Source organism: Streptomyces sp. NPDC042100, assembly GCF_055582325.1.
This window is the reverse complement of record NZ_JBVJDK010000008.1, coordinates 306,433-319,565: the sequence shown is the minus strand read 5'-3', so window position 1 is coordinate 319,565 and position 13,133 is coordinate 306,433. Positions and strand designations below refer to the sequence as shown.

Here is a 13,133-nt window from a genome sequence, read left to right as displayed (position 1 = left end):
GAGCACATGGACACCACGGGAAACAGGGGCCTGCCGCCACCGCCGCCGGGACCGCCGCCGTCCGGGCCGTCGGGACCGCCGTCGGGCGGGGACGAGGCGGCGCACCCCTTCCCGCCGCCGCCGAGGCCGGGCGGCCTCCTGGAGATAGCGGTCAGGCGCCGGATGCTGTGGGTGGGCTCGGCCGCCTTCCCGCTGCACAACCTGAGCCGGGTGGAGGCGTTCACGCTCCAGCCGGACCGGACCGCGGCCCTCCTCCGCTTCCTGAAGTGGCTGCTGATCGCCGCCGTCGTCTACGGGGTGATCAACGCGATGCGGGACGGCCGCGGACTGAGCGGGAGCCCGCTGTTCGTGGCGATCGTGATCGGCCTGGCCGTCGCCATCCTGAAGGACCTGTTCGAACCCGCGAAGCCGATCCTGGCCGTGGAGACGGCCGGTGGCTCCCTGGCGATCGTGACCCTGCCGAACGTGGACGAGCTGCGGACGATCGCCGGACAGATCGTGTACGCGATCGACCATCCGGAGGCGGAGTTCACGGCGTACGTCCACCAGGTGACCACCAACAACTACAACGGCAACGGCCCGGTCATCAACCAGATCGGCGGGCGGGGGAACACGGTGAACAGGCTGTGAGCGAAGGCACCTACCACGCGAACTACTACGGCGACGGACCGGTCGTCAACCAGATCGGCGGCTCGGGGAACACGGTCAACATCGGGCGCGAGAACGCCGGGGACGACGACTTCCGGGCCGCCGTGGAGGAGCTGACCGCCCGGCTGCGGGAGCTCACCGCGCACCTGAGCCCGGCGCAGGCGAGCACCGTCGCGGCGACCCTGCCGGTGCTGTCGCTGGACCGCGCGGAGATGGCCCGCACCGGCTTCGGCCCGCTCGGGCAGCTCGTACAGCTCGCGGCCTCCGTCGGGGCGGTGGCGCTGCCGGTCACGGAGGCGCTGGGCCGGCTGCTGAGCCTGCTCGGCTGACACCGCCGACTCCGGCGGCCGATTCCGGCTGCGGACTCCGGCGGCCGACTCCGCCCGTCGATTCCAGCTGTCGGTTCCGTCTGTCGGTTCCGTCTGTCGATTCCGTCTGTCGATTCCGGCGCGTCCCGTTCGACGTCCTGGTGTGGGGCACCGCCCCGCACCAGGATGCGACGGGATCCGGGAAGCCTCCGGACCCGACGGGATCGACGGGATCGACGGAGGTAGAGGCACATGGGACAGCTGCTGCGCGTGATGAACTTCAACGTGTCGAGGGACGGGATCGGGGCGGGCCCGGACGAGCTCCAGTCCCTGGAGGCCCCCTTCGGCCTCCCCCACCCCGAGCGCCTGTTCTCCTGGGCCGGCGCCACGGCGAGCTGGCCGATGCGGGCGGACGCGGGCGGGACGCGGGGGCTCGACGACTACTTCACCCGCGACTTCGCCCGGAACATCGGCGCCGAGATCATGGGCCGCAACAAGTTCGGCCCCCAGCGCGGGCCGTGGCAGGACCACGAGTGGCAGGGCTGGTGGGGCGAGGAGCCGCCGTTCCACACGCCGGTGTTCGTGCTGACCCACCACGAGCGCCCCGCGATCACGCTCGGCGAGACCACGTTCCACTTCGTCGGCGGGGACCCGGCCGACGTCCTCGACCAGGCCCGGAAGGCCGCCGACGGCAAGGACGTACGGCTCGGCGGCGGGGTGTCGACGGTCCGGCAGTTCCTCGACGCGGACCTGGTCGACACCCTGCACATCGCGGTGGCGCCGCTGGAACTCGGCTCCGGCATCCGCCTGTGGGAGTCCCCGGAGGAGCTGACGGACCGCTTCCACCTGGAGGTCGTGCCGAGCGTGAGCGGCGTGGTGCACCACCTGTTCTGGCGCCGCTGACCAGCCCGGCGGGTGGGCGCGGAGAACTCCGCGCCCGCTCCACCCATACAGTAGCCATGTACATAATAGCTATGTACGCTATCTGTCATGAGCGACGCAGCACCCTCCGAGAACGCGACCGCCGGCTTCCTGGTCTGGCGCCTGTCCATGAAGTGGCGGGTCGCCGTCGACCGCGCGCTCGCGCCGCTGGGGATGACCCACGCGCAGTACGCGGTGATGGCCTCACTGCACGGCATGGGCCGCTCCGGACGGCGCCCCAGCCAGCGCGAGCTGGCCGACCACACGGGCCTGGAGGCCCTGTACGTGTCGAAGCTGGTCCGCGCGCTGGAGTCGGCCGGCTCGGTCGCCCGCACCCGCGACCCGGCCGACCCGCGCGCGATCCGCCTGGAGCTCACGGACCAGGGGCGGGACGTGACCCGGCGCGCGATCCGGATCATCCAGGGCCTCCTGGAGCAGTTCCTGGAGCCGCTGGGCGGACAGCGCGACCCGCGCGCGGCGGAGTTCACGCGCACGCTCACCACTTTGCTCGACGTACCGCTCGATCCGGCCCGCATCGACGAGAACGAGAAGGAGCAGCCATGACCACCACCCCTGCCGCCACCACCAGCGGCCGCGTCATAGCCCTCGCCCACCACGCCGCCCGCGCGGCCCTCGAAACGGTCCTGACCAGGCACGGCATCACGTTTCAGCAGAGCGTCACGCTGCGGTCCGTCGTCCTCGCGGGCGGCGCGACGACCCCGGACGCACTCGTCGCCGACGTCATCAACTCGTTGAAGACGGAGGAGGCGCCGATCCGGGAGGCCGTGCACACCCTGACGACGGCGGGCCTCCTGGAACAGGACCCCACCACCCCGGCCCGCGTACGCCTCTCCCCCGCCGGCCAGGCCCTGTACGACACGACGACCGAGGAGACGGCCACCGTCTCCGCCCGCCTCTACGCCGGCATCCCCACGGAGGACCTGGCGGTCACGGGCCGCGTCCTGACCCTCCTGACGGACCGGGCGAACGCGGAGCTGGCGGCGTCGGCGCCCGGCCCCCGGATCGGGTGACACCCCCGCCTTGACCACGCGCGCCGCCACGGCGAACCGCTACCGTCCGCGTCCACGAGCCGTAGACGGGTGGCGGGTGGCGTTGGCCTAGTGCGCCTCCGCCAGGTGCCCGCGCAGCAGCACGTTCGCGTCCGCCTCCGCGCTCCCGTCGTAGCGCAGCCGCGCGTCCCGGCGGCGGTCGGCGAGCCGGTCACACTCCGCACACCCCGGCACGGGCCGGGGCGGCGGCGGGACCTCCGCGTCCAGGAGCGCGACGGCCGCCGCGCGCGCCCGCTCGTTGACGAAGCGCACGCCCGCGCTGTGCTGTTCGTCCTGTGTGGCGGGCCGCACCCGCGCCGGATCGGCCTGCCACTCGCGCCCGCCCCCGAGGGGCCGCAGCATCACGTAGGGGCCCGCGTGACCCCGCAACTCCCCTACCACACACGCCACTTCGTCGTACAAAAAAGCACCGCAATCCATGACAACCACTCCCGTCCGTGGACTACCCTCCGTGATGGGGCATGTCGAGGATGGACCCGGGGCGGGACGGCGAGGCCGGATAGGCGGCTGTTGATCCCGTCTCCGTTCCGGTAATTCCACACCTTCCAGGAGAGGTGCGTGGTGCGATGCCACCGCGAAAGGTGATCACAGGCCGCAGCCAGGAGCCGAGGAAACGCTTCGCGGAGGAGCTGCGAAGGCTCCGGCTGGAACGCAAGCTGAGCTACCGGATGCTGGGCGCGGCCCTGGGCTGGGACGCGACGCTGTTCTCCAAGATGGAGAAGGGCGAGACGATCGGCGGGCCGGAAGTCGTCCAGGACCTGGACACGTATTACGGCACGCCGAACCTGTTCCTGACGCTGTGGGAGCTGGCGGCCGGCGACAAGTCGCACTTCAGGGCGCGGTATCAGCAGTACATGGCGCTGGAGGCCGAAGCGCGGAGCCTGTGGCACTACGCGGTCAGCGCGCTGCCGGGCTTGCTGCAGTCCAGTGCCTACGCCCACGACCTGCTCAGCGAGGGCGGCCTGGAGAGCGAGGAGCTGGCCAAGCAGGTGGAGGCCCGCATAGGGCGCCGAGATCTCCTGATGGGGGACGACGCCCCCTCGTTCCGCTCGATCCTGTCGGAGGCGGTGCTGCGCACTCCGCTACCCGTCCGGGAGCAGTGGCAGGAGCAGCTGAACCACCTGCTGACGATGGGCGAGCGGCGCAACGTGACCATCCAGGTGCTTCCGTTCTCGGCCGGACTGCACGCGTTGGGGAACACCGACACCATGTTCCTCCAGCCCTGGGAGGGGAGCACGGCGGCCTGGGTGGAGACAGGCTACGCGGGCGAGCTGGTCGCGGATTCGGCCGCCGTCGCGAGGCTCCAGCTCCGTTACGATCAAGTTCGCGATCGCGCCCATTCCCCCGCCGATTCGCGGAAGTTCATCCTGCAGATGTTGGAGGAAGCGTCGTGCGGTCCGTCAATCTGAGCAACGTCACCTGGCGGAAGAGCTCGTACAGCAACCAGGACGGGGGCCAGTGCGTGGAAGTCTCCGAAGGACTCCGCCTCCCCCTCGTCCCCGTCCGCGACAGCAAGCGGCCCGCCGGCCCCGCCCTCGTCTTCGAGGCCGCCGCCTGGTCCGCTTTCGTGGCCGGTGTGAAGGATTCCGCCACCCGTTGAGGTGACTCTCCGGCGGCCCGGACCCGCGAAGCGGGCCCGGGCCGGGAGGATGGCCCCGTCGACCGTCCCCCACCCCCGCCAGAGCCGGAGCCCCACATGGCGAACGTCCCCACCGACCTGCTCTACACCGACGAGCACGAGTGGATCCGCAAGGAAGCCGACGGCACCTGCACCGTGGGCATCACGGACCACGCGCAGAAGACGCTCGGCGACCTCGTCTTCCTCGAACTGCCGGCGGTCGGCAGGCAGGTCGAGGCCGGTGAGGCCGTCGGTGTCGTGGAGTCGGTGAAGGCCGCGTCCGACCTCTACTCACCGCTGACCGGCGAGGTCGTCGCGTTCAACATGGACGCCGCCGACACCCCCGAGGACGTCAACATGGACCCCTACGAGACCTGGCTGTTCAGGATCAAGCTGCGCAAGGGCGCCACGACCGGCGACCTGCTCTCGGCCGCCGACTACGGCAAGCTGATCGGCTAGGCCGCAGGCGGCGTACGTCGCGCGTGTCCTGCGCCGGGGCGCCTCGTTGGCACGGTGGTCTTTTCCGCCCCGGTCCTTCGGAGGTCCCGTGAGCCCCCCGTTCGTCCGTTTCGCGATGTGCGTCGCGCTGCTGCTGGCCAGCTTCGTCATCCTCGCCATCGGGCAGGTCACGGTGGCCGCCTCCATCGCGAGGGCGGCCGGCAGCCGCACCGAGGAGGGCCGCCGCCTCCCGCACGAGGCCGACTTCGCGACGTTCTACGGGTGCCACGACCAGGGCGGCGCCCCGCTGCGGGCCGACGCCGACTGCCCGCCCGGCCACTGCGACCACCCGTGGGCCTTCGGCCCCGACCACCCGGCCTGAGCGGTCACGCCGCCGTACGGGCGTCGCGGCACTCGCGGCACCGGCCCGGCTCCGGGGCTCTGAACGCCCGGTCGCAGTCGTCGCAGGTCTGGAACGGGTCCGGCGGCGGAGGCCCCGCCGGCGCGGTCGGCAGGGGCGGCGGGATCAAGCTGGTCAGGCGGTAGTCGAGGATGCCCGCCGGGTGTTTCAGGGGGTCGGGCAGGGACGCCGTGAGGGTGCGGCGTACGGCGTCGGGGGTGGCGCCCCGCGCGAACCAGGCGTCCACACCGGGCGCCAGGCGCGCGACGTCACGCGACGAGAGGGTGAGGCGGGGGTCGTCGGCGCGCAGGCCGAGGAGCAGTTCGGCGGCCGGTCCCTCCGGGGGCGGAGCGGGGGCCCTGGGAGGCTTCGGCAGCCTCGGCGGCGCCGCTTCCCGTACGGGAGAGGGAGCCGGGGGCGGAGACGGCGCCGGGGGCGGCGGGGGCGGGGGCGTGCCTCCGCCCGACGGCGGGGGCGGGTCCGGAGTCGGGTCCACCGGCGGGTCCGGGGTCGGGTCCACCGGCGGGTCCGTCAGCGGTAGGCGCTTCGGGACCGTGTACGCCATCGTCCTCGTGATCACCCGCCCGTTCGGCAGCCGTACCCGCAGGCGCTCCAGGTAGCCGTGGCGCTCCAGTTCGCGCAGGGCGGCGGCGATGCGGACCTCGCCCTCCGGGAAGTGCGCGGCGAGGGAGCGGATGGAGACGCCGGTGCCCTCGGGCAGCGACTGGATGTGGCAGGAGAGCGCGATCGCCGTGAGGCTCATCCCGCTGTGCTGGAGGAGGCCGTTGTCGATGACGGTGAAGCCGCTCGACAGGCGCGTGGTGACGTGGCCGACACCGGATCGGGTGGCAGTCGGGGCGTTCGCGGGCAACGAGCGCGCGGGAACGCTAGGGTTCTTCACATCCATCAGGAAGGGTCTGACTTCCTCGGTGGTCAGGCCCTCGATCGGGATCGCTAGTCCCGGCCGGGGGCCGAACTGTTTTCAGTGCGGTCGGCGTGAGCATATGCCAGGCAACCGGCATGGAATCCAGTCCAGTTGGCGCAGTTCCCTCGTGTGGGTGACGAGCCCGGATTCGCGCTGACGCGCCCCGAAACGGGGAGGTGGGAGGGGTGGGGTTGGTTCTTTCCCTGGGTTCTTTTTCTTTTGTCTCGCGCGCCGCCGCCCGGCGGGGCACCGCCTCGTGTCCGTCCACGGCGCGGTGTCGTTGGGCACGCCGAACCAGTCTCCTCACCCTCCTCCCGGAAGGCGGACCCATGAAGTCCAGGATCATCGGCGGCGTGCTGTTGGCGGGGGCCATGGCCCTCGGCTGTGCCGGAGTCGCGGCGGCCGACGGCCCCGTCGACCCCGACGCCCAGACCACGGCGCCCGACACCGCCGCGCCCGAAACGGCCGCGCCTGACGCCACCGCACCCGGCTCGGTGGCGCAGAGCACGCCCGCCGTGGGCGAGATCCCGCTGTCGGGCAACCAGCTCTCGCCGCTGGGGACGCTGCTCGGCGCCTGACCGGGCGCGCGGAACGCGAGAGGGGCCGGTCCACCAGGACCGGCCCCTCTCGCGTCGTACGCCCGCGGTTACTTCTTGGCGACCGGCTCGAAGCAGAGCACGAACTTGTCGCTGTCGAGCTGCTGCGCGAGCCCGCCGAGCTCGTCGCCGCACTTGCTCAGGTCGAACGTGTCGTCGTAGACCTTCACGACCTTGAACAGGTCGGCCTTGCCCGAGTCGCAGGGCTGCGAGTCGACCTCGGGCTTGTTCTCCGGGCCGGACACGGTGATGCAGTCCCCCGCCTTCGCGTGCACCGGCGCGTCGCCGGTCAGGTACGGGAAGCCCAGCTTCACCGCGAGGAGAACCACGACGGCGACCACGATGCCGCCGATCTTCTTCAGCGCGCCGCCCTTCTTCTCGGGGGCGGACTCCGCCGGCGCGGGGGTGGCGGCGAACGGGTCGGACGGCGGAGGCGTGGTCATCGTGAATCCTTGGGCGACGTGAGCATGGACGTGGACATGATCGAACGCGCACGTTACACATCACGAAAGCGACAAAAGGGATCTGCTCCCTCCATTGTCCAATCGGATACGGAGTCGTGATCCTGCCGCCCCGTCAGGTCACAGCCGGGGGTCCACCGCCTGCTGCCGCTCCAGCGCGCGCCGCAGCTCGGCCGTGAGCGGGTGGTAGGACCCGTATGCCCGCTCCGCGTCGAAGAGGAGGCTCTGGAGCTGGGAACGGCCTCCCGCGCGGTCGCCGAGGGCGAGCAGCAGCAGGCCGGTCCGGTGCCGGATGTCGAAGGCGCGGGCCTGCGGCTCGGGGGCGGTGGCGTGCTCGAAGTACGGGAGGAGGGCGCGGTACTCGGCCAGCGCGCCCGCCGGGTCGCCGAGCTGCTCCAGGCACTGGGCCGCGTCATAACGGAATTGAAGGGTCTGTCCGTCCGCCGGGCCCGCCTCCGCCGCGCGGTCCTCCGCGAGGCGGCGCAGCTCGGGCAGGGCGCGCCGGTACTGACCGTCGTCCATCAGGGTCGACGCGTACTGCTTGCGCAGGATGCGGACGACCGGCGAGTGCTCGCCGTGCTCGGCGGCGGCGGCCGGGAGGATGCCGCCGAGCAGGTCCACGGCCCGGGTCAGCGAGCCCTCGCCGAGGAGGCGCTTCACCTCGTCCACGGCGGCGGCCACGTCGGGCTTGGCCGGGGCGGGCGGCACGGCGGGCGGCGGGGGCGGCGCGGCCGCCTGTACGGCCTGGTCGGGCCAGGGGGCGTGCGGGCGGCGGAACGGGCGGGTCGGATCGAGCGGGCCGCCAGGACCCGGCGCCCCGCGCGGGGGCAGCAGCGGCAGCAGGTGCTCGTAGACCTCCTGCGCGCCCGAGGGCCGGGCCAGCGGGTCCTTCGCCAGGAGCCGCAGCACCAGGGCCTCCAGGGCCTCGGGCACCTCGGGGCGGAGGCGGCGGACAGGGACGGGCGCCTCGTACAGGTGCCGGTGCAGCACGCCGAGGGCGGTGGAGCCGGCGAAGGGGACGTTCCCGCTGAGGAGTTCGTGGAGCAGCACGCCGAGCGCGTACAGGTCGGTGTACGGGCCGACGGCGCCGCCCATCGCCTGCTCGGGCGCCATGTAGGCGGGGCTGCCGATCGGCGAGCCGGTGTGGGTGAGGCGGGTGGTGTCGGAGTCGAGGACGGAGGCGACGCCCAGGTCGAGCACGATGACGGTGCCGTCGGGGCGGACCATCACGTTCCGGGGCTTGAGGTCGCGGTGCACGATCGGCACCGCGTGCACGGCGGCCAGCACCGCGCAGAGCTGCGCGGCGACGGACACCGCCCACGGCCAGGGGTACGGGTCCTGCTCGGCCAGGTGGTCGGCGAGGTCGGCGCCCTCCACGTACTGCATGACCAGGTACAGGTCGTCGCCGTCGCTGCCCGCGTCGTGGACCGTGACCAGCCCGGGGTGGCCGACCTGGGCGGTGACCCGGCACTCGCGCACGAAGCGGCGGCGCAGCTCCTCGGCGGCGGTGGCGGGGCCGCTGATGGCGACCGGGTTCAGCAGCTTCACCGCGACGCGGCGGTCCAGGCGGCCGTCGTACGCCGTCCAGACCTGGCCCATGCCGCCCTGGCCGATCAGGGTGGACAGCTCGTAGCGCCCGCCGATGACCCGCCCGTTCACCGCCCGCCTTCCCGGGGGTCCTTGTCCTTGCGGAGCAGGTCGCTGAGCTCGTCGAGCTCGGCGCGGACCTGGTCGATGCGGGGGGTGGGGTGAGGCTGGTGGGGCTGGTGGGGCTGGTGGGGTTGCTGGGACTGATGAGGCTGCTGGGGCTGTTGGGGCGGGGTCGGCAGCTGTTGCGGCTGGGGCTGGTGCGGGTAGCCGTACGCCTGGGGCTGCTGCGGGTAGCCGTAGCCCTGGTGCCGCGGGACCGTCGCCGCGTACGGGCTGTACGGATCCGGCTGGGGCCGCCCGGCCGAACGCGCGCCGTCGCGGAGGATGTCCACCACGAGGAAGTACGCCGCGAACGCCGCCGCCGTGAGCAGGAACACCCCGATGGCCACGTCGGCGGCGGGGCTGTTCGCCTTCTCGTCCTCCGGCACGAGCACGACGAGGACGACGAGGACGGCCAGCGAGACCGCCAGCAGGATCCAGTCCACGATCCGACGGGTCATCAGCGCGATCCGCAAGGCCGTCACCCAGGTCAGGAAGCCCATGCTGAGCAGCGGGAGCGCCGTGAAGAGCACCCTCAGCACGATGACCGACGCCGGAACACCGCGCTGCGGCGGCGCGGGCTGCGGATAGCCGTGGCCGTACATTCCTGCTCCTGGTCACCTGAATGGCTCTGTTGCTGACGGGGTCGAGCGTATACAAGCGCGACCCCGCACGTCAGCGCACTTCCTGGAGCCGCCAGGGGCTTTCAGGAGCTCTCAGGAGCTCTCAGGGCGCCACGGTGCCGTCCGCGAGGCCGTCGTACATCCCCTGCACCAGTTGCTCGCCGAGGCGGCCCGCGAGCCGCAGCGCCTCCTCGAACTCCGCGAGGGCCCGGAACCGGTCCCCGTACCGCCGCTGCTCCGTCAGCGGCAGCCGGGGCAGCTGGAGGCGGCGGACGTCGAGCCGGGTGGCCGTCGAGGCGTACGAGCTGGCCTGGCGGTTGTTGGCGGTGGCGCGCAGGAAGCCGGCCAGGAACCAGGGGTCGAGGGCGGCGGGGTCGGGGCGCAGCAGGTGCACGTTGCGCCCGAGGGCGGCGCCCTCGGTGGCCTCGTCGACGACCCGGGTGACGGAGCCGCCGCCGAGGACGGGCACGACGACGTCGCCCACGGCGAGGAGGACGGGCTCCTCCCCCGGGCCCTCGGCCGGTGCCTCGGGCAGCGTCCCGGAGGGTGCCTGGCCCGCGAGGACGTCGGTGTCGGTGAGGACGGCGACGGGGCTGCCGGGGGCGGCCGTCCCGGCGCCGCCCGCGCGGAGCGTCAGCGCGCCCGCGCGGGCGAGTTCGCCGATCGTCGTCGCGGGGCGGCCGGGTCCGCCGGGAGCGGGGCTCGTGGCGGGCGGCGGGGTCAGTTCGCGGGTGCGGACCAGCGTCTCGGCCAGCCGCTCGCGCACCCCGGCGAGCTGCGCGGCGCCCTCGGCGGCGGCGGGCGGCGGGAGGTGGCGGGCGGGGGTGAGGTCGACGTCGTCGTCGAGGAGGGCGACCACGGGGACGCCCCGGCTCTCGCCGGGGGTCTCGGCCAGGGCGCCGTCGCGGTCGAAGGGGCGCCAGGCGTCGAGGACGCGGGCCTCCACGGCGGGCCAGTCGAGCCGGTCGCGGCCCGCCGGGGCGGCGCCCGGGGTGTGGTCGGGGGCGGTGTCGACGAGGAGCAGTTCGGCGGGGGGCCGCTCGCCGGGCGCGGGCTTGCGCAGCACCCACAGGTGGAGCGGGATGCCGTACGGGGGCGCCGCGCCGGCCGGGAGGGCGATGACGGCCCGCAGGGCGCCGCGGCGCAGCAGGTCGGCGCGGACGCGGCGGCCGGAGCGGCGGGAGGCGGCGGCGGGCGGCATGAGGAGGACGGCGGTGCCGCCGGGGCGCAGGCGCGCGAGGGCGTGCTGGACCCACGCCAGCTCGGACTCCGTGCGGGCCGGGAAGCCGTACTCCCAGCGGGGGTCGTAGGCCAGCTCGTCGTGGCCCCAGTTGCGCTCGTTGAACGGCGGGTGGCAGAGGACGGCGTCGGCGGTGAGCGCCGGGTGGGCGTCGGCGCGCAGGGTGTCGCCCGCGAGGACGCGCACGTCGGCGTCGCCGGAGAGCGCGAGCCGCAGGGCGGTCAGGGCGGCGAGGTCGGGGTCGGCGTCCTGGCCGTACAGCGCGCGGGGCGCGGGGGCGGGGCCCGCGGCGGCGGAGGCTCCGGCGGCGGGCCCGGCGAGGGCGGCGGCGAGCAGGGCGCCGGTGCCGCAGGCGGGGTCGAGGACCTCGGCGGCGGGCCCGGCGAGGGCCGCCATGAGGGCGGCGGGGCCGGGCGGGGTGAGCGTGAACTGGCGGGGGTTGGCGTCCAGGTGCCGGCCGAGGAGGAACTCGTAGGTGTCGCGGGCATCTTGGTCGGCGGAAGCGCCCTGGGCGCCGTGAGCGCCTTGGGCGGCGTCAAGTCCTCGGGCGCCGTGGGCCCCTTGGACGCCGTGGGCCCCTTGGGCGCCGTGGGCGCCGTGGGCGCCGTGGGCGCCGTGGGCTCTCTGGGCCGGGGTGCCGGGGGTGGCCTGGGCCTGGGCCTGGGCCTGGGCGGCCAGTTCCACGACGCCGCGCAGGAGGGGGACGGACGGGGCGAGTGCGCGGGCGGAGGGGGTGTGAACGGCGCGCTCCGGGCCGAGGCGCTCGGTCAGCACCTCCTCCAGCGGCCCGGGCAGCACCTCCGCGAGGCGCTCGTCGGGCACGGCCGCCAGCGCGGGCCAGGCGGCCCGGCGGTCGCGGACGAGGAGCAGCGCGCAGCCCGCGTGGACGAGGGCGGTGACGGCGCCGGCGGGGTGGCCCGCGACGAGCTGCCAGACGCGCTCGCGCAGCGGGACCTCGGCCAGCTTGCCCTGGGCGCGCAGCCACTCCTCCACGTCGGCGAGGGCGAAGGAGGGGCTGGTCTCCGTGCCGCCGACGGGCTTGGGGAAGTCGGTGTGACGGCGCCGCCAGTTGCTGACGGCCGCCCGGCCGACTCCCGCGAGGCGGGCGATGCCCGCGGCGGTCACCTCTGCTGCGCTGTCCGGCACCTGCCCCAACTCCCCTGATCGGCGTGCGTGAGACCCCCGATCTTACTGACGAACCCCCTCGACAGCACTTCACAGCGTGAGCAGATCTGTTTTTTGCGAACCGTGTTGACTCGGTTCACAGCTCATGTTGTTATTGATCCATCGCGCCAGACGAAATCACTGTCCGGGAGGACACACCCATGTCGTACGACACGCAGCTCCCGCACGCCCCGTCCCCGGTGGCCATGCGCAACGGGCTGGGCACCGCGGCCCTGATCCTCGGCATCATCGGCACCCTGTCCGGCCTCATCCCCCTGTTCTTCTGGCTGGCCGGCATCCTCGGCCTGATCGCGCTGATCCTCGGCCTGGTCGGCCGGGGCCGGGTGAAGCGCGGCGAGGCGAACAACAAGGGTGTGACCCTGACCGGCGCGATCCTGGGCCTCGCGGCCCTGGTCCTCTCGGTGGTCGGCGCGGTCATCACCTTCACCGCCGTCAGCGACGCGGTGGACGAGATCGACAAGGCGATCAAGGACTCCGCCCCGAAGGACCCGGCGGCGAAGAGCCCGGCGGGCCAGGGCGACGCGGGCGCCAAGCCCGGCAAGGCCGACAAGGACAAGGCCCTCGCCGCCGGCGACACCGTGGTCTACGACGACAACCTGAAGGTCACCGTGTCGGAGGCGAAGACGTACGCGCCCTCCGAGTTCGCGGTCGGCCACACCAAGGGCAACAAGGCGTACCAGGTGACCGTCACCATCGAGAACGGCGCCAAGCAGAAGATCGACACCACCCTGACGACCCTCCAGGCCCGCGCGGGCAAGGACGGCGCCACGGCCGAGCAGATCTTCGACGAGAAGGTCGGCAGCGGCTTCAGCGGCTCGGTCCTGCCCGGCAAGAAGGTCACCGCCACCTTCGCCTTCGACGCCCCCGCCGCCGCCAAGGACCTCACCGTCGAGGTCAACCCCGGCCTGGACTACAACGCCTCGCAGTGGGACCTGAAGATCGGCTGACCTCCGCACCGCCCGCCGGCCGCGCCCGCCGGGCCCCACCCCGGGGCCCGGGCCCCGGCACCCC

17 protein-coding genes are annotated in these 13,133 nt (G+C 73.5%); 11 read left to right on the top strand and 6 right to left on the bottom strand.

Annotated elements, in window-relative coordinates; translation table 11 throughout:
• The first annotated feature begins 6 nt into the window (after window positions 1-6).
• The 5 genes from ACZ6J5_RS20440 to ACZ6J5_RS20420 all read left to right on the top strand — a co-directional run bounded on the left by ACZ6J5_RS20440 (window position 7) and on the right by ACZ6J5_RS20420 (window position 2,908).
• Window positions 7-630, top strand: a complete 624-nt coding sequence (locus ACZ6J5_RS20440; protein WP_469393419.1) for a DUF6232 family protein — start codon at window positions 7-9, stop codon at window positions 628-630.
• Window positions 627-977 carry a hypothetical protein gene (locus ACZ6J5_RS20435; protein WP_469393417.1) on the top strand — a complete coding sequence of 117 codons (351 nt, stop codon included), beginning with the start codon at window positions 627-629 and terminating at the stop codon, window positions 975-977. The genes ACZ6J5_RS20440 and ACZ6J5_RS20435 overlap by 4 nt, the downstream gene beginning before the upstream one ends.
• 231 nt (window positions 978-1,208) lie before the next feature.
• Complete coding sequence (locus tag ACZ6J5_RS20430) at window positions 1,209-1,859, top strand: dihydrofolate reductase family protein (protein WP_469393415.1); 651 nt, start codon at window positions 1,209-1,211, stop codon at window positions 1,857-1,859.
• Between the two features lie 87 nt (window positions 1,860-1,946).
• A complete protein-coding gene (locus tag ACZ6J5_RS20425) occupies window positions 1,947-2,441 on the top strand; it encodes a MarR family winged helix-turn-helix transcriptional regulator (protein ID WP_469393413.1) in 495 nt (164 codons plus the stop codon).
• Window positions 2,438-2,908, top strand: coding sequence for a MarR family transcriptional regulator (locus ACZ6J5_RS20420; protein WP_469393412.1), 471 nt, complete (start codon window positions 2,438-2,440; stop codon window positions 2,906-2,908). The genes ACZ6J5_RS20425 and ACZ6J5_RS20420 overlap by 4 nt, the downstream gene beginning before the upstream one ends.
• A gap of 87 nt (window positions 2,909-2,995) precedes the next feature.
• On the opposite strand, the gene ACZ6J5_RS20415 is transcribed toward ACZ6J5_RS20420, so the two are convergent.
• Complete coding sequence (locus tag ACZ6J5_RS20415; protein WP_469393410.1) at window positions 2,996-3,316, bottom strand: hypothetical protein; 321 nt, start codon at window positions 3,314-3,316, stop codon at window positions 2,996-2,998.
• A gap of 197 nt (window positions 3,317-3,513) precedes the next feature.
• Between ACZ6J5_RS20415 and ACZ6J5_RS20410 the strand changes: the two genes are divergently transcribed.
• The 4 genes from ACZ6J5_RS20410 to ACZ6J5_RS20395 all read left to right on the top strand — a co-directional run bounded on the left by ACZ6J5_RS20410 (window position 3,514) and on the right by ACZ6J5_RS20395 (window position 5,385).
• Window positions 3,514-4,356: a DUF5753 domain-containing protein gene (locus ACZ6J5_RS20410; protein WP_469393408.1), complete on the top strand. Its 843-nt coding sequence runs from the start codon at window positions 3,514-3,516 to the stop codon at window positions 4,354-4,356.
• On the top strand, window positions 4,338-4,547 hold the full coding sequence (locus ACZ6J5_RS20405; protein ID WP_469393406.1) for a DUF397 domain-containing protein: 210 nt from the start codon (window positions 4,338-4,340) through the stop codon (window positions 4,545-4,547). The genes ACZ6J5_RS20410 and ACZ6J5_RS20405 overlap by 19 nt, the downstream gene beginning before the upstream one ends.
• A 96-nt stretch (window positions 4,548-4,643) precedes the next feature.
• On the top strand, window positions 4,644-5,024 hold the full coding sequence (gene gcvH, locus ACZ6J5_RS20400) for a glycine cleavage system protein GcvH (RefSeq protein ID WP_469393404.1): 381 nt from the start codon (window positions 4,644-4,646) through the stop codon (window positions 5,022-5,024).
• 88 nt (window positions 5,025-5,112) lie between these two features.
• A complete protein-coding gene (locus ACZ6J5_RS20395; protein ID WP_469393403.1) occupies window positions 5,113-5,385 on the top strand; it encodes a hypothetical protein in 273 nt (90 codons plus the stop codon).
• Between the two features lie 4 nt (window positions 5,386-5,389).
• On the opposite strand, the gene ACZ6J5_RS20390 is transcribed toward ACZ6J5_RS20395, so the two are convergent.
• Window positions 5,390-6,274 carry a helix-turn-helix domain-containing protein gene (locus tag ACZ6J5_RS20390; RefSeq protein ID WP_469393401.1) on the bottom strand — a complete coding sequence of 295 codons (885 nt, stop codon included), beginning with the start codon at window positions 6,272-6,274 and terminating at the stop codon, window positions 5,390-5,392.
• A 383-nt stretch (window positions 6,275-6,657) separates the two neighbouring features.
• Between ACZ6J5_RS20390 and ACZ6J5_RS20385 the strand changes: the two genes are divergently transcribed.
• A complete protein-coding gene (locus ACZ6J5_RS20385; RefSeq protein ID WP_469393399.1) occupies window positions 6,658-6,906 on the top strand; it encodes a hypothetical protein in 249 nt (82 codons plus the stop codon).
• 68 nt (window positions 6,907-6,974) lie between these two features.
• On the opposite strand, the gene ACZ6J5_RS20380 is transcribed toward ACZ6J5_RS20385, so the two are convergent.
• From ACZ6J5_RS20380 to ACZ6J5_RS20365, 4 genes are all read right to left on the bottom strand, one after another.
• A complete protein-coding gene (locus tag ACZ6J5_RS20380) occupies window positions 6,975-7,367 on the bottom strand; it encodes an LppU/SCO3897 family protein (protein ID WP_469393397.1) in 393 nt (130 codons plus the stop codon).
• Window positions 7,368-7,505: 138 nt separating this feature from the next.
• A complete protein-coding gene (locus ACZ6J5_RS20375; protein ID WP_469393395.1) occupies window positions 7,506-9,044 on the bottom strand; it encodes a protein kinase domain-containing protein in 1,539 nt (512 codons plus the stop codon).
• Window positions 9,041-9,679 carry a hypothetical protein gene (locus ACZ6J5_RS20370; RefSeq protein ID WP_469393393.1) on the bottom strand — a complete coding sequence of 213 codons (639 nt, stop codon included), beginning with the start codon at window positions 9,677-9,679 and terminating at the stop codon, window positions 9,041-9,043. Before ACZ6J5_RS20370 ends, ACZ6J5_RS20375 begins: the two co-directional genes overlap by 4 nt.
• A gap of 121 nt (window positions 9,680-9,800) precedes the next feature.
• Window positions 9,801-12,083 (bottom strand): N-6 DNA methylase, encoded by a 2,283-nt coding sequence (locus ACZ6J5_RS20365; protein WP_469393391.1) that lies wholly within the window; start codon window positions 12,081-12,083, stop codon window positions 9,801-9,803.
• Between the two features lie 179 nt (window positions 12,084-12,262).
• Between ACZ6J5_RS20365 and ACZ6J5_RS20360 the strand changes: the two genes are divergently transcribed.
• Entirely contained in the window at window positions 12,263-13,069 is an 807-nt protein-coding gene (locus ACZ6J5_RS20360) for a DUF4352 domain-containing protein (protein ID WP_469393389.1), read from the top strand.
• Window positions 13,070-13,133: the final 64 nt, after the last annotated feature.

What these genes read in the sequence shown, in the direction of transcription:
- ACZ6J5_RS20440 (WP_469393419.1), top strand. Translation starts at nt 7, where the DNA reads ATGGACACCACGGGAAACAGGGGCCTGCCGCCACCGCCGCCGGGACCG.
- ACZ6J5_RS20430 (WP_469393415.1), top strand. Translation starts at nt 1,209, where the DNA reads ATGGGACAGCTGCTGCGCGTGATGAACTTCAACGTGTCGAGGGACGGG.
- ACZ6J5_RS20425 (WP_469393413.1), top strand. Translation starts at nt 1,947, where the DNA reads ATGAGCGACGCAGCACCCTCCGAGAACGCGACCGCCGGCTTCCTGGTC.
- ACZ6J5_RS20420 (WP_469393412.1), top strand. Translation starts at nt 2,438, where the DNA reads ATGACCACCACCCCTGCCGCCACCACCAGCGGCCGCGTCATAGCCCTC.
- ACZ6J5_RS20410 (WP_469393408.1), top strand. Translation starts at nt 3,514, where the DNA reads ATGCCACCGCGAAAGGTGATCACAGGCCGCAGCCAGGAGCCGAGGAAA.
- gcvH (WP_469393404.1), top strand. Translation starts at nt 4,644, where the DNA reads ATGGCGAACGTCCCCACCGACCTGCTCTACACCGACGAGCACGAGTGG.
- ACZ6J5_RS20385 (WP_469393399.1), top strand. Translation starts at nt 6,658, where the DNA reads ATGAAGTCCAGGATCATCGGCGGCGTGCTGTTGGCGGGGGCCATGGCC.
- ACZ6J5_RS20380 (WP_469393397.1), bottom strand. Translation starts at nt 7,367, where the DNA reads ATGACCACGCCTCCGCCGTCCGACCCGTTCGCCGCCACCCCCGCGCCG.
- ACZ6J5_RS20370 (WP_469393393.1), bottom strand. Translation starts at nt 9,679, where the DNA reads ATGTACGGCCACGGCTATCCGCAGCCCGCGCCGCCGCAGCGCGGTGTT.
- ACZ6J5_RS20360 (WP_469393389.1), top strand. Translation starts at nt 12,263, where the DNA reads ATGTCGTACGACACGCAGCTCCCGCACGCCCCGTCCCCGGTGGCCATG.